Below are 25,875 nucleotides of genomic sequence, written 5' to 3' on the forward strand. Positions count from 1 at the left end.
GGGCATGTCCGGCCTCGACGTCGCCGCCCCGTCCGTGCCGCGGTCGGAGGAGGTCCTCACGCCCGACGCGCTGGCCTTCGTCGCCGACCTCGACGAGCGCTTCCACGCCCGCCGCGACGACCTGCTCGCCGCCCGCCGGGCCCGTCGCGAGCAGGTCGCGCGCACCGGCACCCTCGACTTCCTGCCCGAGACCGCCGACGTCCGGGCGGGCGACTGGACGGTCGCCCCGGTGCCGGCCGACCTGCGCGACCGCCGGGTCGAGATCACCGGTCCGACCGAGCCGAAGATGGCGATCAACGCCCTCAACTCCGGCGCCCGGGTGTGGCTGGCCGACCTCGAGGACGCCAACACCCCGCACTGGCGCAACGTCGTGGGCGGGCAGCTCACGCTCCGCGACGCCGTACGCGGACAGCTCACGTTCACCTCGCCCGAGGGCAAGGAGTACGCCGTCACCGACCCGGCCACGGCACCGGTGATCCTGCCGCGGCCGCGCGGGTGGCACTTCGACGAGGCGCACCTGACCCGCGACGGACGCCCGGTGGTCGCCGCGCTCGTCGACTTCGGCCTGCACTTCTTCCACAACGCCCAGGCGCTCCTGGACGCCGGCAGCGGGCCGTACTACTACCTGCCCAAGATGGAGTCGCACCTCGAGGCGCGGCTCTGGGACGAGGTCTTCACCCACGCCGAGCAGGCGCTCGGGGTGCCGCACGGCTCGGTGCGGGCGACCGTGCTGATCGAGACGATCACCGCCGCCTTCGAGATGGACGAGATCCTCCACGAGCTGCGCGACCACGCCGCCGGGCTCAACGCCGGCCGCTGGGACTACCTCTTCAGCATCATCAAGAACTTCCGCGACGCCGGCCCGGGCTTCACGCTGCCCGACCGCAACGCGGTGACCATGGCGGCGCCGATGATGAAGGCCTACAGCGACCTGCTCGTGAGGACCTGCCACCGCCGGGGCGCCTTCGCCATCGGCGGGATGGCCGCGTTCATCCCGAGCCGCCGCGACCCCGAGGTCAACGAGCGGGCCTTCGCGAAGGTGCGCGAGGACAAGACGCGCGAGGCGAGTGCCGGCTTCGACGGGTCGTGGGTGGCCCACCCCGACCTCGTCCCGTTGTGCGCGGAGGTCTTCGACGCGGCGCTGGGCGAGCGCGACAACCAGCTCGACGTCGCCCGCGACGACGTCTCCGTCGAGGCCGCCGACCTGCTCGCCGTCGCGGCCACTCCCGGCGAGCGCACCGAGGCGGGGCTGCGCGGCAACGTGCGGATCGGCATGCAGTACCTCCACGCCTGGCTCTCCGGCAACGGCGCCGCCGGCATCGACAACCTGATGGAGGACGCCGCCACCGCGGAGATCTCCCGCTCCCAGGTGTGGCAGTGGGTCTTCAACGAGGCCCGCCTCGACACCGGCGAGGTCGTCACCCGCGAGCTCGTCGAGCGGCTCGTCGAGGAGGAGCACGCTGCCCTCGGCGGGTCGGTCGACGACGACGCACGGCGCCTGTTCGTCGACTGCGCGCTCGGCGAGGACTTCCCCGACTTCCTCACCCTCAGGGCGTACGACGTCCTGCTGGCGCGCGGGGACTGACCGGCCGGACGAAGCCACCCGACGCGATCTGCTCGCCACCGACCCACACGTCGGCGACGTCCGCGTCGGAGGCGAGCGCGAAGATCTTGCCCAGCGCGGACTCCGGGGCATCGGCGTGCCGCAGCCCGATGTCGAGCGCGGTGCCGGGCGGCGGGCGCAGCAGGATCGCGTCGAACTGCTTGCCCTCCGACAGGTCGCCGACCGTGTCCTCCAGGCCCAGAGCAGCGGCTCCGGCTGCAGTGGCGAGGTGCAGCAGGCGGCCGGCGCCGAGCGCCATCCCCTCCTCGCCCATCAGGTGCTGGAGGAAGTAGGCCTGCAGGCCCTCCTTGAAGATCGAGAAGCCGGTGCCTGCCCCCACGTCGCTGCCGAGCGCCACGCGCACGCCGGCGGCGAGGTGCCGCCGCAGCGGGAACATCCCCGACCCGAGGGCCGCGTTGCTGGTCGGGCACCAGGCCACCGACGTGCCACGCTCGGCCATCACGGCGAGCTCGGGGTCGGTGGGGTGCACGTTGTGGGCCAGCACCGAGAGCGGCCCGAGCAGCTTGTGGTGGTCGTAGGTGTCGACGTAGTGCGCCCGGTCGGGGAACTGCCCGGCGACGGTGGCCACCTCGGCGTTGTTCTCGTTGACGTGGGAGGTGAAGCAGGCGCCGTCGACCGCCTCGAGCACCCCGCGGCAGGAAGCCAGGACCGGGTCGGAGGCCGACAGCGAGAAGCGCGGGGTGACGGCGTAGCGCAGCCGGTCGTGGCCGTGCCAGCGCGACGCGAGTGCGACGGCCTCGTCGAAGGCCCGCTCGGGTGTGGTGAGGAGCGGCTCGGGCAGCATCCGGTCGCTCACCACGAGGCCGCTGGTCATCCGCAGCCCGAAGCGGGACGCCTCGGTGAACAGCGCGTCGACCGCGGGTGCGAAGTGCGAGCCGAAGACCAGCGACGTCGTCGTCCCGGCGGAGATCAGCCCGGCGACGAACTCGCCCGCGATCGTGGCGGCGTACGACGACGAGGCGAGGCGCTGCTCCTCCGGCAGCGCGCAGCGGTCGAGCCACTCCAGCAGCGGCATGCCGAGCGCGCCGATCACCCGCACCTGCGGGAAGTGGACGTGGGTGTCGACGAGGCCGGGCAGCAGGATCCCGGCACGCAGGTCGATGACGGCGACGTCGCGGTGGCGCGCGCTCAACGTCGCGAACGGGGCGCGAGCGAGGATCACGCCGTCGTCGGAGACGAGCAGGCCGAGGTCGTCGTCGTGGCGGAAGCCCGAGTCGTCGGGGGCGTCGAAGGCGTGGGCCCGGTAGAGGACCCCCGCGCTGCTCACGCGCGTGCCCGGTCGGCGGCGAACAGCCCCACGAGCTCCGCGGCCACCGACACCGCGATGGCTGGCGGCTCCTTGCCGGCGAGCCCGGGCAGGCCGATCGGGCAGCGGATCCGGCCGAGGGCCGCCTCGTCGTGGCCCTCGACCGCGAGGCCGGTGCGGAAGCGCGCCCACTTGGCCGCCGAGCCGATCAGCCCGACCGAGCCCAGGTGCGCGCACCGCAGGGCCGCGTCGCACAGCGCGAAGTCCTCGGCGTGGTCGTGGGTCATCACCAGCACGTGGGTGCCCTGCGGCACCGCGCCGAGCGCGAGCTCGGGGACCGGCGCGTGGTGGACCCGCACCCGGGCCTCCCCCGCCTCGACCGCGGCGAGCCGCTCCGGTGCCAGCTGGTCGGCGCGGGAGTCGACGAGGTGCAGGTCGAGGTCGTGGCCGGAGAGGATGCGGGCGAGCTCGAGCCCGACGTGGCCGACGCCGAAGATCGCGACGGCCGGGACGACCGGCAGCGGCTCGAGGAGCAGGGTCACCTCGCCGCCGCAGCACTGGCGCCCGTGGTCGGTGCGGGCCCGGTCGGTCAGGCCGAGGGTGAGCTGCTCGGGCTCGGCGGCACCGGTCGTCAGCATCGCCCGCGCCCGGTCGACGGCGGTCTCCTCGAGGTTGCCCCCGCCCACGCTCCCCCAGGTGCGGCGCTCGGCCACGACCATCTTGGCGCCCGCGTCGCGCGGGGCGTGGCCGCGCACGTCGGTCACGGTGACGAGGACGCCCGCCGCCCGCTCGTCGCGGAGCATCTGGACCGCAGCCAGCCAGTGCACCTCAGACCTCCACCATCGGGGCGGGCGCCGCGGCCCGCGCCCGCTCGAGTGCCCAGAAGACCGCCTCCGGCGTTGCCGGGGACGCCAGCTCGACGCTCGTGCCGGGCGGGCCGAAGGCGGCCGCGGCCTGGCGCAGCGCCTCGCGCACCGACAGCGCCAGCATCAGCGGCGGCTCGCCGACGGCCTTGGAGCCGTAGACCGCGCCGTCCTCGTGGGCGTGCTCGAGCAGCGCAACGTGGAGCTCGTCGGGGAGCTCGCCCAGGCTCGGCAGCTTGTAGGTGCTGGCGGACTGTGTGGTGAGGCGGCCACGACCCGAGCCGTCGGACTCGTCCCACCGCAGGTCCTCCAGGGTGAGCCAGCCGAGCCCCTGCACGAAGCCGCCCTCCACCTGACCGAGGTCGACCAGCGGCGACAGGCTGTCGCCGACGTCGTGCACGATGTCGACGCGCCGGGTGGTGTGGCTGCCGGTGAACCCGTCGACCTCGACCTCGGTGGCGGCCACGCCGTAGGAGAAGTACTTGAACGGGTGACCCTGCATGGCGACCGGGTCCCAGTGCAGGCCCTCGGTCCGGTAGAAGCCGGCCGCCCACAGCTGCACCCGCGAGAAGTACGCCTCGCGCACCAGGTCGTCCCACGCGAGCCCGCGCCCGGCGTCGACCTCCCGCAGCCGGGCCATGACCTGCTCACAGGCGTCCTTGACCGCACCACCGTTGAGGTCGGCGCTGGAGCTGGCCGCGGTGGCCGAGGTGTTGGGCACCTTGTCGGTGCGGGTCGGCGCGAGCCGGACCCGCTCGAGCGGGATGCCGAGGCTGGTCGCGGCGACCTGGAGCATCTTGGTGTGCAGACCCTGGCCCATCTCCGTGCCGCCGTGGTTGATCAGCACCGAGCCGTCCTTGTAGACGTGCACGAGGGCGCCGCCCTGGTTGAAGGCGGTGAAGTTGAAGGAGATGCCGAACTTCACCGGCGTCAGCGCGAGCGCCCGCCTGCGGTGCGGGTGGGAGGCGTTGAAGGCCGCCACCTCCGCCTGGCGTCGTACGACGTCGCCGGAGGCGAGCACCTGCTCCCACGCGGCGCGCACGCGGTCGGGGTGGCGGACGGGCTGGCCGTAGGGCGTGGCCTGCCCCTCGACGTAGAAGTTGCGCCGGCGCAGGTCGATCGGGTCGATGCCGAGCAGTGGCGCGCAGCGGCCGAGGACATCCTCGATCACGAGCATCCCCTGCGGCCCGCCGAAGCCGCGGAACGCGGTCTGCGACGTCTTGTGGGTGCGGGCGACACGACCGCGGGCGCGCACGTGCGGGATCCAGTAGGCGTTGTCGACGTGGCACAGCGCCCGGGCCAGCACGGGCTCGCTGAGGTCGAGGCTCCAGCCGCCGTCGGAGGTGAGGGTCGTGTCGAGGCCGACCAGCCGGCCGTCGTCGTCGAAGCCGACCTTCCACGTGGCGTGGAAGCCGTGCCGCTTGCCGGTCATCGTCATGTCGTGGGTGCGGTCGAGCCGCAGCCGGACCGGGCGCCCGGTGAGCGTGGCGCCGAGGGCCGCGATCGCCGCGAAGCCGTGCGGCTGCATCTCCTTGCCGCCGAAGCCGCCGCCCATCCGCAGGCACTGCACGGTGACCGCGTGGGACGGCACGCCGAGCACGTGCGCGACGATCTCCTGGGTCTCGGTCGGGTGCTGGGTGCTGCTCTGCACGAAGACCTGGCCGCCCTCGTCGACCAGCGCGAGCGAGGCGTGCGTCTCGAGGTAGAAGTGCTCCTGCCCGGCCATCTCGGTGGTGCCCTCGAAGACGTGGGCCGCTCCGGCGAGCGCCGCGTCGACGTCGCCGCGCTCGACGACGGGACGGGCACCCTGGAAGCTCTCGGCGGCGATCGCCTCGGTCAGCGCGACGACCGACGGGAGCGGGTCGTAATCGACCTGCACTGCCGCGGCACCGAGCCGCGCGGCCTCGAGCGTCTCCCCCAGCACCCAGCAGACGGCATGGCCGACGAACATCACCTCGCTCGGGAAGAGCGGCTCGTCGTGCTTGACCCCGGCGTCGTTCACGCCCGGCACGTCGTCCACCGTGAGCACCCGGACCACGCCCTCGACCTGCAGCGCCGGCGCGACCTCGAGCCGGGTGACCCTGGCGTGGGCGTGCGGCGAGCAGACCGGGTGGGCGTGGAGGACGCGCGGGGTGCGGTGGACCAGGTCGTCGGTGTAGAGCGCGTGGCCGGTGACGTGCCGGTCGGCGCTCTCGTGGGGCAGCGCGAGGCCGACGACGGCGTCGCCGGGTCGCTCGGACAGCCGGCTCATCGCACGACCTCCGGCTCCGCCGACTCCGCCCACCAGGCCCGCAGGGCGGTGCCGAGCATCGCGGACCGGTACGCCGCGCTCGCCCGCTGGTCGTCGATCGGGGTGCCCTCGCCCGCCAGCACCGTGGCCGCCTCCTCGACGCTCGCGGACGTCCACGGACGCCCCTCCAGCGCCGCCTCCGTGGCCAGCGCGCGGATGGGCGTGGCCGCGACACCGCCGAGCCCGATCCGGGCCCGCACTACGGTGCCGTCGAGCACGTCGAGGGCGGCCGCGACCGCGACGCTCGAGATGTCGTCGTACCTGCGCTTGGCGACCTTGCGGAAGGTGGTGAGCGGGGCGAGCGGCAGCGGGATGCGGATGCTGCGCACCAGCTCGCCGGGCCGCAGCACGGTCTCGCGGTAGCCGGTGAAGAAGTCGGCCAGCGGCACCTCGCGGTCGCCGTCGGTGGACGCGAGCACCAGCGTGGCGTCGAGCGCCAGCAGCGCCGGCGCCAGGTCGCCGATGGGCGAGGCCGTGCCGAGGTTGCCGCCGATGGTGGCGCTGTTGCGGATCAGGCGGGAGGCGAAGAGCGGCCACACCTGCGCCAGCAGCGGCACGGTGTCGCCGAGCGCGCGCTCGGCCTCGCTCAGCGTCAGCGCCGCGCCGATCTCGACGACCTCGTCGGTGGAGAGGACGCGCAGCTCGGGCACCCGGTCCACCGCGACGACGTACGACGCCCGGCGGCCGCGCAGGTTGGCCTCCACGCCCCAGTCGGTGGAGCCGGCGACGACCGTCGCGTCGGGGTGCTCGGCCAGCAGCGCCAGCGCCTCGGCGAGGTCGCGCGGCCGGGCGAAGCCGTCGAGCCGCGTGGCGGCAGCGGCAGGTGCGGGGCTGGAGCGCCGCTCGGCGAGGACGTCGCCGGGCGCCGGGGAGCCGAGGGCCAGGGCCGCGTCGCGGATGGGGCGGTAGCCGGTGCAGCGGCAGAGGTTGCCGTCGATCGCGTGGAGGTCGAAGCTGTCGGGACCGGCCGCCCGGTCGGGGCGGTAGAACTCCGCCGCCATCGAGCAGACGAAGCCCGGCGTGCAGTAGCCGCACTGCGAGCCGCCGCGCACCGCGAGCTCGGCCTGCACCGGGTGCAGGTCACCGGGGCTGCCGATGCCCTCGGCGGTGACGACCTCCTGGCCGTCGAGCGCGGCCGCGGGGACGAGGCAGGCGTTGACCGGCGTCCACCGGGTGCGGTCGCCGTCGGGCCGGGCCACCATCACCGCGCAGGCGCCGCACTCCCCCTCGGCGCACCCCTCCTTGGCGCCGGTCAGCCCGAGGCCGCGCAGGAAGTCGAGCGCGTTGGTGTGGACGGGCACACCGGCGAGCGGACGCGACTGCCCGTTGACGGTGATCTGCGGATCGGGCACGGCACTCCCCTTCGTGCATGGTTCAGGGAGTCGCGGGCCGCCGGTTGTCCATGCCGAACGACGACCTGCCGTAGACGAGTGTACGTGACCGGGGTCACATCGGCGTGGAGCTAGAGGCGGAGCCTCGGGTGCCGGTTCACGTCCTTGTAGAGCAGGTAGCGGAACCGGCCCGGGCCGCCGGCGTAGCAGGCCTGCGGGCAGAAGGCGCGCAGCCACATGAAGTCGCCGGCCTGCACCTCGACCCAGTCCTTGTTGAGGAGGTAGACGGCCTTGCCCTCGAGCACGTAGAGCCCGTGCTCCATGACGTGGGTCTCCGGGAACGGGATCGCCCCGCCCGGCTCGAAGGTGACGATGTTGACGTGCATGTCGTGGCGCACGTCAAGGGGGTCGACGAAGCGCTGCGTGCCCCACGCGCCGTCGGTGTCGGGCATCGGCTCGATCGCCACGTCGTCCTCGTGCACGACGAACGCCTCGGGCACCTCGACGCCGTCGACCCGCTCGTAGGCCTTGCGGATCCAGTGGAAGGTCGCGGGCTCGTCGCCGTGGTTGTGCAGTGCCCACTCGGTGCCGGGCGGCACGAAGGCGTAGCCACCGGGGCCGACGCGGTGCTCGATGCCGTCGAGGGTCAGCGACGCGGTGCCGCCGACCACGAGCAGCACGGCCTCGGCGTCGAGGTCGTCGTCGGGACGCTCCGACCCGCCACCGGGCGCCACCTCGGCGACGTACCAGGAGAAGGTCTCGGCGAATCCCGAGAGCGGGCGGGCGATCACCCAGAGCCGGGTGTCGGCCCAGTGCGGCAGGCGGCTGGTGACGATGTCGCGCATCGTGCCGCGCGGGAGCACGGCGTAGGCCTCGGTGAAGACGGCCCGGTCCGTCGTCAGCTCGGTCTGGCCGGGCAGCCCACCCGTCGGCACGTAGTAGGTCATCACGTCCTCCTCAGCAGCCGGCCCGTCGGGGCCGCGGCCAGGTCGATCGGTGCGCCGCGCAGCCAGGTCTGGCGGACGGTGCCGGTGAGCGTACGCCCGGCGTAGGGCGAGACGGGGTTCTTGTGGTGGAGCCGCGCGGGGTCGACGGTCCACTCCTCGTCGGGGGCGAAGACGCAGAAGTCGGCGTCGGCGCCGACGGCGATCTCGCCCTTGCCTGCCAGCCCGACCCTCCGGGCCGGAGCCGTCGACATCCAGCGCACCACGTCGGTCAGCGGCACCCCGCGCTCGCGGGCGGCGGTCCACACAGCAGGCAGCCCGAGCTGGAGCGAGGCGATGCCGCCCCACGCGTCGGCGAAGTCGCCAGTGTCCTGCCGCTTGAGGTCGGCCGTGCACGGGGAGTGGTCGCTGACGACCAGGTCGATGTCGCCGCTGCCCAGCGCGGCCCAGAGCGCGTCGCGGTTGCGGGCGTCGCGGATCGGCGGGCAGCACTTGAGCTCGGTGGCCCCGTCGGGGATGGTCGCTGCGTCGAACACGAGGTAGTGGGGGCAGGTCTCCACGCTCACGTCGACGCCGGCCTCGCGGGCTTCGCGGAGTGCCGGCACGGCGCCGGATGCGCTCAGGTGCACGATGTGGGCGCGGCCGCCGGTGGCGCGGGCGGTGTCGAGGACGAGGGCGATCGCGCGCTCCTCGGCCGCGTCGGGCCGGCTCGCGAGGAACCCGGAGTACGACGCTCCGTGGGCGCACTCGGCGACCGCGTCCCCGTCCTCGGCGTGCACGATCATCAGCGCGCCGAGCCGTGCCGTCTCGGCCATCGCGGTGGCGAAGTCCGGTGCGGTGAGGTGCGGGAACTCCTCGACGCCGGAGTCGAGCAGGAAGCACTTGAAGCCGAAGGCGCCGGAGGCATGGAGGTCCGCGAGGTCGCCGGTGTTCCCCGGCACCGCGCCGCCCCAGAAGCCGACGTCGACCCACGCCTGGTCCCTCGCCACGTCGCGCTTGAGGTCGAGCGCGGCGAGCGTGGTGGTCGGCGGGATGCTGTTGAGCGGCATGTCGACGATCGTGGTCACGCCCCCGGCCGCCGCGGCGCGGGTGGCGCTGGCAAAGCCCTCCCACTCGGTGCGGCCCGGCTCGTTGACGTGCACGTGGGTGTCGACCAGGCCGGGGAGCAGCACCTCGTCGGGCGCGAGCTCGACGACCTCGGCCTCGCCGGCCGGGGCGTCGTACTCCTCGACGGCGGTGATCCGACCGTCGCGCACGCGGACCGAGCACGACACCTCGGCACCGTCGACGACCGCGCGGTGCGCGCGGAGGAGGGTCCCGCCTGCCACTCAGCTGCCCCGGTAGGTCGAGTAGCCGAAGGGATTCAGCAGCAGCGGCACGTGGTAGTGCTCGTCGCCGCCGACGGCGAAGGTGACGACGACCTCGGGGTAGAAGGCGGTGGTCCCCTGCGCGGCGAACCAGGAGCCGGTGTCGAAGCGCAGGACGTGGTCCTCGGCAACCAGGTCGGCGGCGAGCTCGCCGATCCGGCCGTCGGCGTCGGTGACGCCCTCGGCGAGGACGCTGCCGTCGGCCGACTCCAGGGTGATCCCCACCCCGGCGGCCGGCCGCCCGGTGGACGTGTCGAGGACGTGCGTGCTCAGTGATGCCATCAGCCCATTGCCTCCTTCATCCGCAGCACCGCGATCTGGGTGAGCTGGTCGATCGTCTCGGCGCGCTCGGCGTCGTCGGGGTTGGTGAGCCGGCGACGGAGCTCGGCGAGGATCTCCTCGGCGTCGCGACCGGCCGCCCGGATGATGAAGACCCGGCCGAAGCGCTCCTCGTAGGCACGGTTGCCCTCTTCGAGACGTCGTACGACGTCGGCGTCGCCGCGGTCGACGCCCGACTGTTCACGCGTCGAGTGCTCCGCGTCGTGCTTCGCGGCATCGGCGCGCTCTCCGATCCGCGGGTGGCGCGCGAGCGCCTGCTCGAGCTCGTCGTCGGTCATCGTCGCGGACGCCGCGACCATCGCCGCCTCGAGCTCGCCGGTGTCTGCGTAGGGGCGCCCGGCCAGCACGTCGTCGGCCCAGCGCGGCACGTCGAGGAAGGTCCGCAGCAGCTCACCTGCCTCGTCGGCCGGCATCGCCTCGAAGGCGGGCAGCCCGAACAGCAGGGTCCCGCCCTCCGGCTCTCGCGTGACCATCGCCTCGATGAGGCCGTAGGGCCGGTCAGCCGCGATGAAGACCTCACCGGGGTTGTCGAGCCCGAACGGTTCGAGGTCGACGAGGAAGTGATGCTTGTTGGGCGCCTTGAACGAGATCAGGTCGATCTCGTCGTGCGCCTCGAGGACCGCCCTGCCCATGGCGTAGAGGGTCTCCTGCAGCGCGCGGCTGTAGGTCGTCGCGAAGGTCGAGAGCAGCAGCGCGCGCACGGCGTCGTAGGTCGCGTCGAAGTCGAGGTCGAGCCCCTGTCGGTAGGACCACTCGGCCTGCAGGGCCGTGGCCAGGATCCTGTCGTCGGCGTCGGGCAGCGTCGTGTACTCGTCGCGCAGGAAGCCCTTGAACTCCGAGCCCGTGGACTTCAGCACGACGAGGTCCTCGAGCCCCGCGAAGACGTCGACGGAGCCCCGTTTCACGCCGACCTTGACGGTGCGCACCTCGCCGCCACGTCGTACGAACGCGTGGTCGTGGCCGCGGCCGTCGACCTCGACCCGGTCCCAGGCGTACTCCTTGACGAGCACGATCGCTCCCTGCGCGGCGGGGGTGGCCTCGAGCAGCCGGGTGCCGAGGGCAACGGCGTAGTCCTCCGGGGAGTGGACGCCGACCTTCTTCGCGTAGGCGAAGGCGGTGTTCTTCTGGGTGTCGGTGGGCAGCACCTGGGACTGGTCGCCATCGGTGTGGGCCGCGGCGAAGTCGCCGTAGAGGGACGTGCTGACGTTGAGGTCGCGGATCTCGTGGCGCGGGGTGTCGCGGACGATGCGTACGACGCGGGTCTCCGCCTTGCCGTAGCGGTTCGGTCCCAGCACGATGCCCATGTCGTCAGCCTCCAGCCTCGGCGGCGCGGTGCGCCAGTGTCCCCAGGGCCCGCGTGTCGAGCCCGGTCGCGTCCTCGACCTCCTGCGCCGTCAGCGCCCCGCAGTCGAGGCCGCGCAGGAGGAAGTCGGCGAGCGCCCGCGCCGTCGCGGGCTCGTCGAGGACGCCGGACTCCCGACGCTCGACGTAGGTGCGAAGCCGCGCGGCCGCGGTCGTCCAGCCCTCGCGGTAGAACGCGAACGTGGCCGCGAACCTCGTCGGCAGCTGCGCGGGGTGGAGGTCCCAGCCCTGGTAGTAGCCGCGCTCCAGCGAGCGGCGTACGAGCCGCAGGTGGTTGGCCCACGCGGCCCGCACCTCGTCGTGGCTGCCGACCGGGAGCACGTTGGTGGACCCGTCGGAGAGGCGTACGCCGGTCCCGGCCGCAGCCGCCTGCATGACCGCCTTGGCGTGGTCGGCGACCGGGTGCTCGAGGCTCTGCTGGGCGGCGGCTATGCCGCAGTAGGCGCTGTAGTCGTAGGTGCCGTAGTGCAGCCCGGTGCACCGACCGCCCGACGCGTGCACCATCCGCGCGACGAGGGCGGTGCCGTCGGGGCCGAGGATCGACTGCGGGGTCTCGACCTGGATCTCGAACCGCAGCAGTGCACCCAGGTCGAGCGCCGCCTCGAGCCGCTCGGCGGCGTGCACGAGCGCCTCGACCTGCTCCACTGCCGTGACCTTGGGCAGCGTCACCACGAAGCCGGGCGGCAGCGGGCCGCCCTGGGCGAGGCGCTCGACGAAGAGGGCCAGCGTGCGGAGGCCGCGACGACGGGTCGGCGCCTCGAAGCTCTTGAAGCGGATGCCGGTGCCGGCCGGGGCGGTGCCGTTCGCGATGGCGGCCCGCAGCTCGCCCGCAGCCCGTACGACGTCGCGGTCCTCCTCGTCGTCGGGCCGGTTCCCGTAGCCGTCCTCGAGGTCGATGCGCAGGTCCTCGACGGGCTCGGCGGCGAGCTTCGCCTGCACCCGGGCCAGCAGGTCGTCGTCGCCGAGGAGGCCGCGCAGGGTCGCCTCGTGCTCCTCCGTGGCGCGCAGCGCCGTTGTGCCGTACTCCTCGACGAGGCCTTCGTGGAAGCGGTCGGCGGGGACGTAGACGGTGTGCACGGGCTGGCGCCCGGGGCGCGCGCCCGGGTAGTGGCGGGCGAGGTCGGCGTCGGCCGCCCGCAGCCGCTCGTCGAGCTCGGCGGCGAGCTCGTCGAGGTCGAGACCGGGCACCAGGCTCTCCATGCGGAGACCCTAGACCCGCGTCAGTGCACCGGCGGGCGCTTCCGCGCCGGTGCGGGGCGCGTCGGGTCGTCGTCGGGACGGTCGACTTCGGTGGGCACCACGATCGGCTTGAGCCGCGCCCAGCCGATGAAGAACGCGGAGACGACGATCAGGGCGAGTCCGGTCCAGAGGTTGGCGTTGATCCCTCCGGTCTTGTCGCTCTCCTGGTCGCCGAAGATCCCGGCGAGCGCCAGGATCACGCCGTACACGCCCATGAGCGCGCCGATGATGTTGCGGATGTCGAAGGCGCCAGCCTTGTGGGGGGCCTTGGTGTCGGTGGTGTCGTCAGACATGGGTGCTCCTCTCGGGCCGGTCTCAGAAGGCGATGTTGAGGACGATGACCATCGCGAGTGCGACCCCGGCGAGGGGGACGGTGCGGCGGTACCACGGGTGCGAGGCCTCGTCCGGGTCGACGAGGTCCTCCCTGGGCGTCTCGGAGTAGACGAGGCCCTTGAGCTCGGAGGCCGGCTTGGGCTCGGTGACCAGAGAGACCAGGACGCTCAGCACGATGTCGACCACGAAGGCTGTCGAGGCCGCGAGGAAGGCAGCGCCCTGGCCGGGGAGGTCGATCACACCGGCCGCGGCGAGGCGGTCGACGGCGACCGCCGACAGCGTGCCGGCGACCAGGCCGACCCACCCTGCGGTCGGGGTCATCCGCTTCCAGAACATGCCCAGGATGAAGGTCGCGAAGAGCGGCGCGTTGAAGAAGCCGAAGAGCGTCTGGAGGTAGTCCATGACGTTCGTGTAGCCCATCGCGATCCGGGCGGTGAAGATCGCGATGACGGTGGCCGCGACGGTCGCGAGGCGGCCGATGCGGAGGTAGTAGTCGTCGGTGTGGTCCTTGCGGATGTAGCGCTGCCACAGGTCGTAGGAGAACACCGTGTTGAAGGCGGAGATGTTGGCCGCCATGCCAGCCATGAAGGCGGCGAGCAGGCCGGCGATCGCCAGGCCCAGCAGGCCGTTGGGCAGCACGTCGCGCATCAGCAGCAGGAGCGCGTCGTTGTAGGCCACGCCGTCGCCGGAGGCGCCGCCGGATGGGGTGCCGCCGTTCTTGAGGTCGATCATCTCCTGCACGAGGACCGCCGAGATCATGCCCGGGATGATCACGATGAAGGGGATGAACATCTTCGGGAAGGCACCGATGATCGGCGTCTTGCGGGCCGCGGAGATCGAGTCGGAGGCCATCGCGCGCTGGACCTCGACGAAGTTCGTCGTCCAGTAGCCGAAGGACAGCACGAAGCCGAGGCCGAAGACGATGCCGATCACCGAGAGCAGCGAGGAGTCGAAGCCCGAGAGCGCCTGGCCGGGCCACGACTCGAGCTGCTGAGAGGCGGGCGCGACGGCCGCATCGGCGGGCGCGTTTGCGGCGGCGGCGGTGATCTTGTCGGTGAGCCCGTCCCAGCCTCCGACGCGGTGCAGTCCGATCAGGGTCAGCGGCAGCAGCGAGGCAACGATCACGAAGAACTGCAGGACCTCGTTGTAGATCGCGGCGCTCAGGCCACCGAGGGTGATGTACGACAGCACGATCACGCCGGCCACGAGGAGGGCGATCCAGATCGGCCAGCCCAGCAGGGCGTGCACGATGCCGGCGAGGAGCGCGAGGTTGACGCCCGCAATGAGCAGCTGTGCGACGGCGAAGCTGATCGCGTTGACGAGGTGGGCCCCGGTGCCGAAGCGCTTGAACATGAACTCCGGGACCGAGCGGACCTTGGAGCCGTAGTAGAACGGCATCATCACGACGCCGAGGAACAGCATCGCGGGGACGGCGCCGACCCAGAAGTAGTGCACCGTCGGCAGGCCGATCTCGGCACCGTTGGCCGACATGCCCATGATCTCGACCGCGCCGAGGTTGGCGGAGATGAACGCCAGACCCGTCACCCACGCCGGCAACGAGCGGCCGGAGAGGAAGAAGTCGATCGAGTCCGAGACCGATCGACGGGCCATCACACCGATGCCGAGGACGAAGGCGAAGTAGATCGCCACCAGCAGGTAGTCGAGCCAGGATGCGTCGATCAAGGTGTCGGACGACACGCGGTTACCTCCCGAGAGTCGGGGCGAGATTCAGTTGGACCACCCGCCAACCTAGACCCGCGAACCGCTCGGCGCACCCACCCCTCCGGGCGATCGTCTCCTCCCTACTCGCCCACCACCACCTCGACCTCCACGCCTTCGGAGTTCTCCAGGTAGAGCGCGACGTGCTCGTCACCGCCCGCGTGCGGGTAGCGGTCGGCGTACATCTCGTGCCACCCGTGCTCGGTCGACTCGGCCCGCATCCGGTCGAGCTCGTCGCGGCTCTCGACGATCAGTGCGAGGTGGTTGATGCCGGGCAGCAGGCGGTCGTGCGCGCCGTGCTGGTCGGGCGAGTGCTCCATGAAGAGGTACGTCCCGTCGTCGTGCAGCCACGACCGCATGCCCTCCTCGCGCTGCCACCCGCACCACGCCAGCAACCACCCCCACTCCCCCTCGGCGATCTCGACGTCGTCGACCCACAGGTCGAGGTGGTGCACGGCTCGCGTCATGGGCTCAACGTAGACCGCATCCGTGCGATCGTTCGGGGATGGACGACGAGGAGCTGCTGCGCCGGGCGATCGAGGTCTCGGCCGAGGCACGCAGGCACGGCAACCATCCGTTCGGCGCCCTCCTGGCCGACGCCTCCGGCGCCGTCGTGCTCACTGCGGAGAACTCGGTGACCACCGGGCGCGACGTCACCCACCACGCCGAGCTCAACCTTGTGCGGCTGGCCTGCGCCTCGATCCCGTACGCCGACCTCCCGCGCCACACGCTCTACTCCTCCTGCGAGCCGTGCGCGATGTGCTCGGGCGCGATCTACTGGGCCGGCATCGGGCGCGTCGTCTACGCCCTCTCCGAGTCGCGACTGCTGTCGCTGACCGGCGCCCACCCCGACAACCCCACCCTCATGCTCCCCTCCCGCGACGTCTTCGCCGCGGGCAGCCGCGCCACGGACGTCACCGGTCCGCTGCTGGAGGATGACGCCGCAGCGCATCACGAGGACTTCTGGGTCTGAGACCTGCTCACTGATGGCCGCGCCGCTGGCTTGAGCAGCTCGCGACAGCCCCGCCCCGCTGGTTGAGCATCTCGCGACAGCCCTTCTCCGCTGGTTGAGCAGCGAGCGCCAGCCCTCTCCGCTGGTTGAGCAGCGAGCGCCAGCGAGCGTGTCGAAACCAAGGACCCATTGGTGGTTGAGGTGCGAGCGGAGCGAGCCTCGAAACCACTCTCCACCATTCCCGCTCGCTCGTTCCGATTGTCGGTGCCATCACCTAGAGTCGAACACATGATCGAGAAGCTGGAGCAGGACGCCGAGAGGGTCGCAGACGACCTCACGGCATCCGCCCTGCTCGCCTCGATCAAGTCCTCCCGACAGATCGAGAACGCCGAGACAGCCCGTCAGTTCGACCTCGCCGCCCGGTGGGCCGACCTCCACCCGCCAGAGTCCATCCACCACGCCGCCACCTTCACGATCCCCGGCTGCGAGCACGAAGAACCCATCGCCGGCGAAGGCACCCCGCTGGTCGCGGAGTTCTGCATCGCCGAGCTCTGCGCCGTCCTCGGCATCTCGACCACCTCGGCGAAGAAGCTCATCGGTCACGCCCTCGAGCTGCGCCACCGCCTCCCGAAGTTGTGGGCGCAGGTCCAGGCGGGTGTCGTGCCCGCGTGGCGGGCCCGGTCGGTCGCCGAGACCACCATCCACTCGACTCCTACCCTCACTGTCGAGGCGGCGGCCTTCGTGGATGCGCAGGTCGCCGCGGTCGCGGGCCGCATCGGCCCCGCGCAGCTCGACCGGCTCGTCGCCGAGACGATCAAGCGGTACGACCTCGACGCCCCCGACCCCGCGGCGGATCCGGAGGACGGCTACCTCCACGTCGACCCCCGCCACGCCACCCTGCACGACGAGGACGTCCACTTCGCCGGCACCATGCGGTTCGAGGCCGAGCTCGACATCGCCGACGCCCTCGACCTCGACCACGCGCTCGCCCACGGCGCCGCGACCCTGAAGGCCCTCGGCTCCGAGGCCTCGCTCGACTCACGCCGCTCAGCCGCGCTGGGGGACCTCGCCCGCACCCAGACCGCCCTCGACCTCACTCTTCTGTTGGGTAGTCGAGCAGCCGGCGAGGAACCTCCTCCAGGTGGTCGAGTAGCCGGCGAGGAACGAGCCGGCGTATCGAGACCCGACCTCGGAACCGCCCTTCCCGCGGCGCGCGAGGTGGTGATCCACGCCCACTTCGACGCCACCGCCATCGGCGAAACCACGGTCTTCGGTCCGACCGGCCGGGATGGAGGAAGGCCAGCGCCTGATCCTGCTCGACCAGTTGAAGTCCTGGTGCGGCGACTCCAGGACCAAGGTCACCATCAAGCCCGTCATCGACCTCACCGCCGAGCTGAGCGCACCCGGCTACGACATCCCTGACCGGATCCGCGAGCAGGTCATCCTCGGCGACCGCACCTGCGTGTTCCCGCACTGCACGAGACCGCCTGGCGGGCGGATGTCGACCACATCGTCGAGTACGACGACCAGGCGGAGGCCGAAGGCCGCGAGCAACCCGGCCCCACCACGACGAGCAACCTCGCGGCCTTGTGTCGTACTCACCACAGGTTGAAGACGCACTCCGCCTGGACCTACCGGATGCTCGAGCCCGGAGTCTTCGAGTGGACCAGCCCCCACGGCCACCACTTCATCCGCGACCGCACCGGCACCAGACCCCTCGACCCGGACGAACCACCAGCTCGACCATGACCCTGCCCCGCACCCCGCCAGTCACCCCGATGGCGGGGCCACAGGCACGTCCAGGGCACGCAATGGCGTACTAGTCAGAGCCGCCCTGCAGCTTCCGCCAGCCGCCCCGACGGTTGTGGTCGACGATCTCCGAGAGGAGCCCGACCACGGCGTCGCGATCGATCTCGTCGTCCGCGTAGATCTGGACCGCCCGGCCGGTGGCGTTGCCGTGGCCCTGGTTGATGATCCCGTGCGGATCGGTGAGCGTCGGGTCGTAGAGGAACAGGTTGACGTGGTCCTTCGTCGCGAGCAGCGCGCAGACATTGCCCTGGAGGACGAAGTACGGCTGCACGGTCCGTTTGATCGTCTCCTCGATCTCGGGGTCGGTGGCCCAGATCAGCTCGCGCAGCTCGGTGCAGATCGCCTGCTGCCACTCGGGCAGCTGCGCGATGTACGCGTCCACCCCGGGGTGTGCTCGGTCGGTCATGTGTCCACTCCTAGTGCGTCCCGTACCCGTGTGAGCAGGGTGGCGAACGGCCGCGCGCTCAGTGCCGGCAGACCGAGGTCACGGCACCGCTCGGCCATGGGCCAGACGGCTCTTTCCCACGCCTGACGGCCCGCCGACCATCACCAGGGAGAGCCCGTCCATGAGCAGATCATCCATGCCCGTCAGGGTTGGCGGAACCCGTAGCCACGAGGGCGACCGGGGCCAGGTCAGCCAAAATTGAGCAGATCCGTCGCCATCCACGGACGACGGACGACGGGCGGGGCATCCTCGGTCCATGACGATGCAGGTCGACGGGTCGCCGGCGATCAGCGCGCTGAGCAGCGTGGCTGACGACTTCGCAGCGCGCGCCCAGGCCCAGGAGGTCAGCCGGGACCGGGCTCGACCGGGCACCGCAGTGCACCACCTGCATGCCCACTCCGCGACTCTGTGGCGCCAGGCCGAAAGGAGCCTGCGTGCCCGGATCGAGGAGCTGGGCCCCACGGACTAGGGCTCAGAGCCCCAGCACCGCGGCGCAGACGAGGTAGGTCTCCGCCACGACCGTCGGCTCGTCGAGCCCGGCGGGGTCGTCGGGCACGGCGAGCGAGCGGGCCAGCACGGCGGCCGAGGGGTCGAGTGCGGTCAGGTCGGCCGCGAGGTGTCGTACGACGACAGCGGCGTCGGACTCCGAGAGCGAGTCGAGGGCCAGGCTGTTGTCGAGCATGGTGGCGGCCTCGGACATCAGCTCGCGGGCCGTGGCGAGGTCGACCTCCGGGCGCGCGGCCGCAACCGCCGAGGCCGCTGCGGCGAACTCGGTCTGCAGGAGCTCCGTCGTGCTCACCACCATCCCTGCCTCTTGGTCCAGCGCAGCAGGAGCGCGCTCATGGAGGCCATCACGAGGAGCACCACGACGAGCTGCCCCACGTGGGTGGAGTCGTTGACGATGACGTTCATGCCGTAGACGCTCGCCAGCGCCGTGATCGGCAAGGTGATCGCGGCGATGACTGCCAGCCGCTCCATCGCGACGGTCATCTTCGTGGTGACCCGCGTCTGGTAGAGGTCGATGACGCCGAAGAGGAAGTGGCTCTCGCCGTCGGCGAGGCTGCGCAGCCGGTCGAACTGCTCGGCGAGGTCACCGGCGAACGCCCTCTCGGCCTCGGGCACAATGCGCTCGAGGCCGCGGATCCGCGCGTAGATCTCGTGCGACTGCGCCGCCATGGTGCGCACGGTGATGAGCTCGTGGCGGATGAGGAAGAGCCGCTCGAGCAGCTCCTCGGGCCGGCGGAAGTCGCTCGACATGGCCAGCTGCTCCAGCGCCGGGATGCTCTCCGCGACGCTGGCGACCAGGTCGCGCTGCGACCGCACGATCGCTGACCCGATGCCGTGAGAGAGCTCGGCCGGGGAGGCCGGCCGGAAGGTGCCGCGCTCGATCCTGTTGCGTACGGCGGTGGTCTCCCGCAGCGACTCGGCCGGGTCGACGACCGGGTTGATCGGCCCGTGCACCGTGACGAGGTAGCGGCGCCCGACCAGCTCGTCGAGCTCGAGCAGGTGCACGTGCCCGGCGTTGCCGGCGAAGGGCGAGTGCAGGACGACGAAGACGTGGTCGGCGTACCCGTGCACGGTCGGCACGTGGTTGCGCTGGAGGCAGGCCGCGACGACCATCCGGTGGGCGCCGGCGACCTCCGTCAGCACCCGCTCGGCGTGCTCGTCCTCGGCCAGCAGGTCGATCCAGACGAACCCGTCGGTCCGCTCCAAATGCGCCGGGAGCTGCGACTCGTCGAAGGGCCGGATCCCGTCGGGATCCACGAACCACAGGTCCATCCCCCCAGAGTGGCACCAGCGCGCCGCCGGCGCGACGGCAATTCACGAGGGATCGCTGCCCTTGACCCTGACACTGTGTGAGGGCCTAGAACGGGGACATCATGTTGACCATCGGAGAGTTCGCCCGGTTCACCGGGGTGTCGGTCCGCCGCCTGCGGCACTACGACGCCCTCGGCCTGCTCCCGCCTGCCTCGGTCGACGTCGCCACCGGCTACCGGAGGTACACAGCCGCCCAGTTCCACCGGCTGCACCGCCTGCTGGCGCTCCAGGACCTCGGGTTCACCCTCGAGCAGATGGGGCCGGTGCTGGACGCGCAGGTCGGTGCGCACGAGATGCGCGCCATGCTGCTCGCCCGGCATGCCGAGCTGGTGGACGCGATCGAGGCAGATCGGGCCAGGCTCGGTCGGATCGAGGCGAGGCTCCGGCTCATCGAGAGGGAGATGGAAATGCCAGACCTGCAGTTCGAGGACAAGTCCCTGCCCGCGGTCCTGCTCGCCCAGATCACCGACGAGGTCGAGCGGGTGGAGGAGATCGGAGCGCGGATCGGGCCGATGTTCGGCCGCCTGATGGGCGGCGTGATGGGCGCCGGCATCGAGCCCGCCGGCGCCAACGTCGCCTGGTACGAGGGGCGCGGGGAGCGCACCGGCATCGGTGCTGCCGTCCCGATCGCCGAGGACGCACGCGCCGAGGCCGAGAGCATCGCGGGTGTCGAGGTGTCCACGCTGTCCGCGGTCGAACGCGCGGTCACCGTCGTCCACCACGGCGCGATGGACACCATCGGCGAGACCTGGCAGGCCCTCGAGACCGAGGTCGAGCGGCGCGGCCTGCACGCGGTCGGGACGTGCCGCGAGGTCTACCTCGAGGAGCCGCAGGACAACCCGGACGCCTGGGTCACCGAGCTGCAGCAGCCCGTCGGGTAGCCAGCCGGCTCACTCCCACTCGATGGTGCCCGGCGGCTTCGAGGTGATGTCGAGGGTGACCCGGTTGACCTCGGCCACCTCGTTGGTGATCCGGGTCGAGATCCGCTCCATGACGTCGTACGGCAGGCGGGCCCAGTCGGCCGTCATCGCGTCCTCGGAGGTGACCGGGCGGATCACGACGGGGTGGCCGTAGGTCCGCCCGTCTCCCTGTACGCCGACGGAGCGCACGTCGGCGAGCAGCACGACCGGCATCTGCCAGATGTCGCGGTCGAGCCCGGCGCGGGTGAGCTCCTGGCGCGCGATCGCGTCGGCGCGGCGCAGGATGTCGAGCCGGTCGGCGGTCACCTCGCCGATGATCCGGATGCCGAGGCCCGGACCGGGGAAGGGCTGGCGCCAGACCATCTCGGCGGGCAGGCCGAGCTGCTCGCCGACGAGGCGCACCTCGTCCTTGAAGAGCGTGCGAAGCGGCTCGACGAGCGCGAACTCGAGGTCCTCGGGCAGGCCGCCGACGTTGTGGTGGGACTTGATGTTGGAGGTGCCGGCGCCGCCGCCCGACTCGACGACGTCGGGGTAGAGGGTGCCCTGCACCAGGAAGCCGACCTTCTCGCCCGTCTCGGCCGCCTCGCCGAGCACCTCGACCTCGGCGGCCTCGAAGGCGCGGATGAACTCGCGGCCGATGATCTTGCGCTTCTCCTCCGGGTCGGTGACCCCGGCGAGCGCGGCGAGGAACGTCTCGCGGGCGTCGTAGACGTGGAGGTTGACGCCGGTCGCGGCGACGAAGTCGCGCTCGACCTGCTCGGCCTCGCCCTCGCGGAGCAGGCCGTGGTCGACGAAGACGCAGTGCAGCCGGTCGCCGATCGCGCGCTGCACGATGGCGGCCGCCACAGCGGAGTCGACGCCACCGGAGAGACCGCAGATCGCCAGGCCGCTCTCGCCGATCTGGTCGCGCACCCGCTCGATCTGCTCCTCGGCGATGTTCAGCATCGTCCAGGTCTGGCGCGCGCCGGCGATGTGGTGCAGGAAGTGCTCGAGCACCTTCTGGCCGTGCTCGGAGTGCAGCACCTCGGGGTGCCACTGGACACCGGCCAGACCGCGGTCCACGTCCTCGAAGGCGGCGACCGGTGTGACGTCGGTGGAGGCCAGGACGGTGAAGCCCTCCGGGGCCTTGGCGACCGAGTCGCCGTGCGACATCCAGACCTTGTGCTCGGAGGGCAGGCCCTCGAGCAGGGTGCCCGCCTCGGAGACGGTGACGGGGGTGCGGCCGTACTCGCGCGCGCCGGTGTGGGCGACCTCGCCGCCGAGGCCCTTGGCCATCAGCTGGAAGCCGTAGCACATGCCGAACACCGGCACCCCGGCCGTGAAGACGTGGTCGTCGATGCCGGGGGCACCCTCGGCGTACACGCTGGACGGGCCTCCCGACAGGATGATCGCCTTCGGGTTGCGCGCGAGCATCTCCTCGACCGGCATCGTGTGCGGGACGATCTCGGAGTAGACCCGCGCCTCGCGCACGCGCCGCGCGATCAGCTGGGCGTACTGGGCACCGAAGTCGACGACGAGGACCAGGTCGTGCTCTGCAGGCTGCGTCACGAGCGGAGTCTATCGACGCACGGGAGCACTCCCCGACTCGGTCGACCCGGGTTGTGTCTCGATACGGCCGTCGGCTCCCGCTCGCTGCGCTCGCGCGCGCCGGGCCCACTCGACCCGTTTTCCGACGGCGGCCGCGGCTTCGCCGCGTACGCCTGGAAAACGCACCAGGGCCCGGTCGGGGAGGGAGGGTTGACCGGGCCCTGATGCTGTTGCTCCCAGCCGCTGACGAACAGCGTCCGAGAAAGAGGAGTCCGACCCTTGGGAGGGAGCATGACTGCCGGACCCCTCACCCGGCCCAACGAACCCTGTGAGGCGTGGTTACGGCCCGATCGGATGAATTCTCAGCCAATGGGTCCGGTCAGCTGACGCCGACGATCGGGAGCCGCAGGGCACCCGGAGCGGCGTCGGGCACGACGGGGTTCTTCGGCTCCACCGGGGCGACCTGGCGGTAGGTCGAGCCCAGTGCGGGGCGCGGGTCGGCCTCGCCCTTGTTGGGCCAGAAGGCCATGGCCCGCTCGGCCTGGGCGGTGATCGTCAGCGACGGGTTCACACCGAGGTTGGCCGAGACGGCCGAGCCGTCGACGACGTGGAGCCCGTCGTGGCCGTAGAGCCGCTGCCACGGGTCGATGACGCCCGACTCCGGGGTGTCGCCGATCGTGCAGCCGCCGATGAAGTGCGCGGTGAGCGGCCGGTCGAAGGGCTCGCCGACGTTGCCGCCGGGCGTCCCGCCCATCACCTCGGCCATGCGTCGTACGGCGTCGTAGGCGACCGGGATGTAGGTCGGGTTGGGCAGGCCGTGGCCCTGCTCGCTGGTCATCCGCCAGCCGAAGCGGCCCTTCACGCCCTTGGTGGTGATCGAGTTGTCGAGCGTCTGCATCACCAGCGCGACGACCGTCCGCTCGGACCAGTGCTTGAAGTCGTAGAGGTCGAGGGCGGTGCGCCGCTGCGCCCAGAGCTCGCGCAGCCAGGTGCGCACCCGCGAGGTGCCGGGCGTCTCGTCGGCGAGCACGGTCTGCATGAGCGCCATCGCGTTGGAGCCCTTGCCGTAGCGCACCGGCTCGATGTGGGTGACGTCGTCGGGGTGCCACGACGAGGTGATCGCGACGCCCTCGGTGTAGTCGACGGTCGAGCCCGACGGCGCGAGCGCGCCGAGGATCGCCTCGGAGTTGGTGCGGGTCAGCATGCCGAGCCGGTCGCTGATGCCGGGCAGGTCGCCCTCGCCCTTGAGCTGGTGGAGCAGCTTCTGCGTGCCGAGCGCGGCCGCCGAGAAGACCACCTGGTCGGCCGTGAACACCTTGGTCGCCGTACGACGCGACAGCTTGGCCTTGGTCCAGCGCGTGGTGACCTCGTAGCCACCGCCGTCGCGGGGCCGCACGCGCGTCACCGTGGTCAGCGGGTGCACGACGGCGCCCGCCTGCTCGGCGAGGTGGAGGTAGTTCTTGACCAGGGTGTTCTTGGCGTTGTGGCGGCAGCCCGTCATGCACTCGCCGCAGTTGAGGCACGCGTTGCGGGCCGGGCCCGCGCCGCCGAAGAACGGGTCGGCGACCTGCTCCCCCGCCGTCGCGTCGGGCCCGCCGAAGAAGACGCCGACCGGCGTGGGGTGGAAGGTGTCGCCGACGCCCATCTCGTCGGCGACCTGCTTCATCACCTCGTCGGCCGGCGTGTGGCGGGGGTTCTGGACGACGCCGAGCATCCGCTTGGCCTGGTCGTAGTAGGGCGCGAGCTCGCCCTTCCAGTCGGTGATGTGCGCCCAGGACGGGTCGCGGTAGAACGCGTCGAGCGGCTCGTAGAGCGTGTTGGCGTAGACCAGCGATCCGCCGCCGACGCCCGCGCCGGCCAGGATCATGCAGTCCTTGACCATGTCGATGCGCTGGATGCCGTAGAAGCCCAGCGCGGGCGCGAAGAGGAACCGCTTGGCGTCGAAGGACGTGGCCGGGAAGTCTCCGTCCTCGAACCGCGCGCCCGCCTCGAGGACGCCGACCTGGTAGCCCTTCTCGGTCAGCCGCAGCGCGGTGACCGAGCCGCCGAAGCCGGACCCGATGACCAGGACGTCGTAGTGCGTGCCCATCTCAGGCGCGCCCCAGCTTCTTCAGCAGCCGCAACGAGGCGGTGAGCACCTTGGCGTTGGTCTCCTCCGACATGCCGAACATCGGCGCGATGGGCACCAGCCGCTGGGTCGCGACCGACTGCGCCTCGGTGTAGCGGTGGATGCCCTCGGCGCCCTGCCGCCGGCCCATGCCGGACTCGCGCATGCCGCCCATCGGCGCGCCGAGCGATCCGAAGGTCGCACCGTAGGCCTCGTTGACGTTGACGGTGCCGCACTTGATCCGACGGGCGACCGCCCGACCCCGCTCGCCGTCGCGGGTGTAGACCGAGGCGTTGAGGCCGTAGTGCCCGTCGTTGGCCCGCTCGATCGCCTCGTCCTCGCTGTGGAAGCGGTAGAGCGAGACGACGGGGCCGAAGGTCTCCTTGCCGAAGCACGCCATGTCGGCCGAGACGCCCTCGAGGATCGTCGGCTCGTAGACGAACGGCCCGAGGTCGGGCCGGTGCCGGCCGCCGGTGAGCACGGTCGCGCCCTTGGCGACGGCGTCCTCGACGTGCGCGGTGACGGTGTCGAGCTGGGCCTGCGAGATGAGCGAGCCCATGTCGACGCTCCACTGGTGGCTGGCGCCGAGCGTCATCGCCTGCGTGCGCGAGACGAAGGCGTCCACGAACCGGTCGTAGACCTGGTCGGCGACGAACAGGCGCTCCATCGAGACGCAGAGCTGGCCCGCGTTGGAGAACACGGCACGTACGGCGCCCTCCGCCGCGCGGTGCACGTCGGCGTCGCGCAGGACGAGCATCGGGTTCTTGCCACCGAGCTCCAGCGAGCAGCCGATCAGCCGCTCGGCGCACTGCTTCGCGATCAGGCGACCGGTCGCGGTGGAGCCGGTGAAGCAGATGTAGTCGGCCGCCGCGATCATCGCGCCGCCGATCTCGGGGCCGGGACCGGCGACGACCTGCCAGAGCTCCGGCGGGAAGCCGGCCTCGTCGAGCAGCTGGGCGGCGAGCAGGGCGGTGAGCATGGTCTGCGCGTCGGGCTTGGCCACGACCGCGTTGCCGGCGAGCAGGGCCGGGATGCCGTCGCAGAGCGCCATCGTCAGCGGGTAGTTCCAGGGCGAGATGATGCCGACGACGCCCTTGGGCACGCGGCCGACCTCGGCCCGGGTGAGCACCGGGAACATGCCACCCACGCGCTGGGTGTCGAGGTGCTCGTGCGCGGTGCGGGCGTAGTAGCGCGCGGTCAGCGCGAGGTGGGCGACCTCGAGGTAGGCGTCCTTGCGGGCCTTGCCCGACTCCCACACGACGAGGTCGATGAGCTCGTCCTGGCGGTCGAGCAGGAGGTCGTGCAGCCGCAGCAGCGCGGCCGCGCGGTCGTCGAGCGAGGTGGCGGCCCACGCGGCCTGCGCGCGGCGGGCGCGGGCGAAGGCCTCGGCCACGTCGCCGGTGCTCGACTGCGGGACGTGCGCGAGCGGCGTGCCGCCGATCGGCGAGGCCACGGCGTGCGTCTCGCCGGTCGAGCTCACCACACGGCGCGTGAGGGCGGCGACGTACGAGCGGTCGAGGCCGTAGGCGGCCGTGCTGTCGTGCTCGGGGTCGGCGGGGCCGTCGGTGATGGGAGCTCGACGATCGGGGCCGGCGGGGGTCTGCTCACTCATCCTCGCAGCGTAGGACGGTGTGACGAGC

The 25,875-nt window shown here is 72.0% G+C and carries 24 protein-coding genes; 6 read left to right on the forward strand and 18 right to left on the reverse strand.

Annotation, left to right across the window (positions count from 1 at the left end; genetic code table 11):
- The first annotated feature begins 4 nt into the window (after positions 1 to 4).
- Complete coding sequence (gene aceB, locus J2X46_RS03175; RefSeq protein WP_310246776.1) at positions 5 to 1,585, forward strand: malate synthase A; 1,581 nt, start codon at positions 5 to 7, stop codon at positions 1,583 to 1,585.
- Here the strand turns inward: aceB and J2X46_RS03180 are convergent.
- The 12 genes from J2X46_RS03180 to J2X46_RS03235 all read right to left on the reverse strand — a co-directional run bounded on the left by J2X46_RS03180 (position 1,548) and on the right by J2X46_RS03235 (position 15,124).
- A complete protein-coding gene (locus J2X46_RS03180; RefSeq protein ID WP_310246778.1) occupies positions 1,548 to 2,891 on the reverse strand; it encodes a guanine deaminase in 1,344 nt (447 codons plus the stop codon). The genes aceB and J2X46_RS03180 overlap by 38 nt on opposite strands.
- A complete protein-coding gene (gene xdhC, locus J2X46_RS03185) occupies positions 2,888 to 3,697 on the reverse strand; it encodes a xanthine dehydrogenase accessory protein XdhC (RefSeq protein ID WP_310246780.1) in 810 nt (269 codons plus the stop codon). The genes J2X46_RS03180 and xdhC overlap by 4 nt, the downstream gene beginning before the upstream one ends.
- Position 3,698: 1 nt before the next feature.
- Positions 3,699 to 5,984, reverse strand: a complete 2,286-nt coding sequence (locus J2X46_RS03190) for a molybdopterin cofactor-binding domain-containing protein (RefSeq protein ID WP_310246782.1) — start codon at positions 5,982 to 5,984, stop codon at positions 3,699 to 3,701.
- Positions 5,981 to 7,375 (reverse strand): FAD binding domain-containing protein, encoded by a 1,395-nt coding sequence (locus J2X46_RS03195; RefSeq protein WP_310246783.1) that lies wholly within the window; start codon positions 7,373 to 7,375, stop codon positions 5,981 to 5,983. Before J2X46_RS03195 ends, J2X46_RS03190 begins: the two co-directional genes overlap by 4 nt.
- A 110-nt stretch (positions 7,376 to 7,485) precedes the next feature.
- Positions 7,486 to 8,301: a bifunctional allantoicase/(S)-ureidoglycine aminohydrolase gene (locus J2X46_RS03200; protein WP_310246785.1), complete on the reverse strand. Its 816-nt coding sequence runs from the start codon at positions 8,299 to 8,301 to the stop codon at positions 7,486 to 7,488.
- Entirely contained in the window at positions 8,301 to 9,626 is a 1,326-nt protein-coding gene (gene allB / locus J2X46_RS03205) for an allantoinase AllB (RefSeq protein ID WP_310246786.1), read from the reverse strand. The genes J2X46_RS03200 and allB overlap by 1 nt, the downstream gene beginning before the upstream one ends.
- Positions 9,627 to 9,947 (reverse strand): hydroxyisourate hydrolase, encoded by a 321-nt coding sequence (uraH, locus tag J2X46_RS03210; RefSeq protein WP_310246789.1) that lies wholly within the window; start codon positions 9,945 to 9,947, stop codon positions 9,627 to 9,629.
- Positions 9,947 to 11,308: a factor-independent urate hydroxylase gene (pucL, locus tag J2X46_RS03215; RefSeq protein ID WP_310246791.1), complete on the reverse strand. Its 1,362-nt coding sequence runs from the start codon at positions 11,306 to 11,308 to the stop codon at positions 9,947 to 9,949. The genes uraH and pucL overlap by 1 nt, the downstream gene beginning before the upstream one ends.
- Before the next feature lie 4 nt (positions 11,309 to 11,312).
- Positions 11,313 to 12,566 (reverse strand): DUF6986 family protein, encoded by a 1,254-nt coding sequence (locus tag J2X46_RS03220; RefSeq protein ID WP_310246793.1) that lies wholly within the window; start codon positions 12,564 to 12,566, stop codon positions 11,313 to 11,315.
- Positions 12,567 to 12,586: 20 nt separating this feature from the next.
- Positions 12,587 to 12,898 carry a hypothetical protein gene (locus J2X46_RS03225; RefSeq protein WP_310246794.1) on the reverse strand — a complete coding sequence of 104 codons (312 nt, stop codon included), beginning with the start codon at positions 12,896 to 12,898 and terminating at the stop codon, positions 12,587 to 12,589.
- A gap of 22 nt (positions 12,899 to 12,920) precedes the next feature.
- Positions 12,921 to 14,636, reverse strand: a complete 1,716-nt coding sequence (locus J2X46_RS03230; RefSeq protein WP_310246797.1) for a sodium:solute symporter family protein — start codon at positions 14,634 to 14,636, stop codon at positions 12,921 to 12,923.
- 104 nt (positions 14,637 to 14,740) lie between these two features.
- Positions 14,741 to 15,124 carry a VOC family protein gene (locus J2X46_RS03235; protein WP_310246799.1) on the reverse strand — a complete coding sequence of 128 codons (384 nt, stop codon included), beginning with the start codon at positions 15,122 to 15,124 and terminating at the stop codon, positions 14,741 to 14,743.
- 38 nt (positions 15,125 to 15,162) lie between these two features.
- Here J2X46_RS03235 and J2X46_RS03240 point away from each other — a divergent pair, with 38 nt between their 5' ends.
- The 3 genes from J2X46_RS03240 to J2X46_RS03250 all read left to right on the forward strand — a co-directional run bounded on the left by J2X46_RS03240 (position 15,163) and on the right by J2X46_RS03250 (position 17,358).
- Complete coding sequence (locus J2X46_RS03240; protein ID WP_310246801.1) at positions 15,163 to 15,630, forward strand: nucleoside deaminase; 468 nt, start codon at positions 15,163 to 15,165, stop codon at positions 15,628 to 15,630.
- 267 nt (positions 15,631 to 15,897) lie between these two features.
- On the forward strand, positions 15,898 to 17,031 hold the full coding sequence (locus tag J2X46_RS03245) for a DUF222 domain-containing protein (RefSeq protein ID WP_310246802.1): 1,134 nt from the start codon (positions 15,898 to 15,900) through the stop codon (positions 17,029 to 17,031).
- 186 nt (positions 17,032 to 17,217) lie between these two features.
- Positions 17,218 to 17,358: a hypothetical protein gene (locus J2X46_RS03250; RefSeq protein ID WP_310246804.1), complete on the forward strand. Its 141-nt coding sequence runs from the start codon at positions 17,218 to 17,220 to the stop codon at positions 17,356 to 17,358.
- A gap of 70 nt (positions 17,359 to 17,428) precedes the next feature.
- Here J2X46_RS03250 and J2X46_RS03255 read toward each other — a convergent pair whose 3' ends face one another.
- Complete coding sequence (locus tag J2X46_RS03255) at positions 17,429 to 17,824, reverse strand: DUF1801 domain-containing protein (RefSeq protein WP_310246807.1); 396 nt, start codon at positions 17,822 to 17,824, stop codon at positions 17,429 to 17,431.
- A 295-nt stretch (positions 17,825 to 18,119) separates the two neighbouring features.
- Here J2X46_RS03255 and J2X46_RS03260 point away from each other — a divergent pair, with 295 nt between their 5' ends.
- On the forward strand, positions 18,120 to 18,332 hold the full coding sequence (locus J2X46_RS03260; protein ID WP_310246809.1) for a hypothetical protein: 213 nt from the start codon (positions 18,120 to 18,122) through the stop codon (positions 18,330 to 18,332).
- Positions 18,333 to 18,335: 3 nt separating this feature from the next.
- Here J2X46_RS03260 and J2X46_RS03265 read toward each other — a convergent pair whose 3' ends face one another.
- Together J2X46_RS03265 and J2X46_RS03270 are read right to left on the reverse strand one after the other, a co-directional pair.
- Positions 18,336 to 18,662, reverse strand: a complete 327-nt coding sequence (locus J2X46_RS03265) for a hypothetical protein (RefSeq protein WP_310246810.1) — start codon at positions 18,660 to 18,662, stop codon at positions 18,336 to 18,338.
- A complete protein-coding gene (locus J2X46_RS03270) occupies positions 18,659 to 19,642 on the reverse strand; it encodes a magnesium transporter CorA family protein (protein ID WP_310246812.1) in 984 nt (327 codons plus the stop codon). Before J2X46_RS03270 ends, J2X46_RS03265 begins: the two co-directional genes overlap by 4 nt.
- A 101-nt stretch (positions 19,643 to 19,743) precedes the next feature.
- Between J2X46_RS03270 and J2X46_RS03275 the strand changes: the two genes are divergently transcribed.
- Positions 19,744 to 20,562, forward strand: coding sequence for a MerR family transcriptional regulator (locus J2X46_RS03275; protein WP_310246814.1), 819 nt, complete (start codon positions 19,744 to 19,746; stop codon positions 20,560 to 20,562).
- Between the two features lie 9 nt (positions 20,563 to 20,571).
- Here the strand turns inward: J2X46_RS03275 and guaA are convergent, their stop codons facing one another.
- The 3 genes from guaA to J2X46_RS03290 all read right to left on the reverse strand — a co-directional run bounded on the left by guaA (position 20,572) and on the right by J2X46_RS03290 (position 25,847).
- Positions 20,572 to 22,149, reverse strand: a complete 1,578-nt coding sequence (guaA, locus tag J2X46_RS03280) for a glutamine-hydrolyzing GMP synthase (RefSeq protein WP_310246816.1) — start codon at positions 22,147 to 22,149, stop codon at positions 20,572 to 20,574.
- A 358-nt stretch (positions 22,150 to 22,507) separates the two neighbouring features.
- Positions 22,508 to 24,217 (reverse strand): GMC family oxidoreductase, encoded by a 1,710-nt coding sequence (locus tag J2X46_RS03285; RefSeq protein WP_310246818.1) that lies wholly within the window; start codon positions 24,215 to 24,217, stop codon positions 22,508 to 22,510.
- Position 24,218: 1 nt separating this feature from the next.
- A complete protein-coding gene (locus tag J2X46_RS03290) occupies positions 24,219 to 25,847 on the reverse strand; it encodes a succinic semialdehyde dehydrogenase (RefSeq protein ID WP_310246820.1) in 1,629 nt (542 codons plus the stop codon).
- Between the last annotated feature and the right edge of the window lie 28 nt (positions 25,848 to 25,875).

Source organism: Nocardioides sp. BE266, from assembly GCF_031457855.1.
GTDB lineage: Bacteria > Actinomycetota > Actinomycetes > Propionibacteriales > Nocardioidaceae > Nocardioides.

Coding starts and splice junctions, on each gene's coding strand:
- aceB (WP_310246776.1), top strand. CDS start 5: ATGTCCGGCCTCGACGTCGCCGCCCCGTCCGTGCCGCGGTCGGAGGAG.
- J2X46_RS03190 (WP_310246782.1), bottom strand. CDS start 5,984: ATGAGCCGGCTGTCCGAGCGACCCGGCGACGCCGTCGTCGGCCTCGCG.
- J2X46_RS03200 (WP_310246785.1), bottom strand. CDS start 8,301: ATGACCTACTACGTGCCGACGGGTGGGCTGCCCGGCCAGACCGAGCTG.
- uraH (WP_310246789.1), bottom strand. CDS start 9,947: ATGGCATCACTGAGCACGCACGTCCTCGACACGTCCACCGGGCGGCCG.
- pucL (WP_310246791.1), bottom strand. CDS start 11,308: ATGGGCATCGTGCTGGGACCGAACCGCTACGGCAAGGCGGAGACCCGC.
- J2X46_RS03220 (WP_310246793.1), bottom strand. CDS start 12,566: ATGGAGAGCCTGGTGCCCGGTCTCGACCTCGACGAGCTCGCCGCCGAG.
- J2X46_RS03225 (WP_310246794.1), bottom strand. CDS start 12,898: ATGTCTGACGACACCACCGACACCAAGGCCCCCCACAAGGCTGGCGCC.
- J2X46_RS03235 (WP_310246799.1), bottom strand. CDS start 15,124: ATGACGCGAGCCGTGCACCACCTCGACCTGTGGGTCGACGACGTCGAG.
- J2X46_RS03240 (WP_310246801.1), top strand. CDS start 15,163: ATGGACGACGAGGAGCTGCTGCGCCGGGCGATCGAGGTCTCGGCCGAG.
- J2X46_RS03245 (WP_310246802.1), top strand. CDS start 15,898: ATGATCGAGAAGCTGGAGCAGGACGCCGAGAGGGTCGCAGACGACCTC.
- J2X46_RS03255 (WP_310246807.1), bottom strand. CDS start 17,824: ATGACCGACCGAGCACACCCCGGGGTGGACGCGTACATCGCGCAGCTG.
- J2X46_RS03260 (WP_310246809.1), top strand. CDS start 18,120: ATGACGATGCAGGTCGACGGGTCGCCGGCGATCAGCGCGCTGAGCAGC.
- J2X46_RS03270 (WP_310246812.1), bottom strand. CDS start 19,642: ATGGACCTGTGGTTCGTGGATCCCGACGGGATCCGGCCCTTCGACGAG.
- J2X46_RS03275 (WP_310246814.1), top strand. CDS start 19,744: ATGTTGACCATCGGAGAGTTCGCCCGGTTCACCGGGGTGTCGGTCCGC.
- J2X46_RS03285 (WP_310246818.1), bottom strand. CDS start 24,217: ATGGGCACGCACTACGACGTCCTGGTCATCGGGTCCGGCTTCGGCGGC.
- J2X46_RS03290 (WP_310246820.1), bottom strand. CDS start 25,847: ATGAGTGAGCAGACCCCCGCCGGCCCCGATCGTCGAGCTCCCATCACC.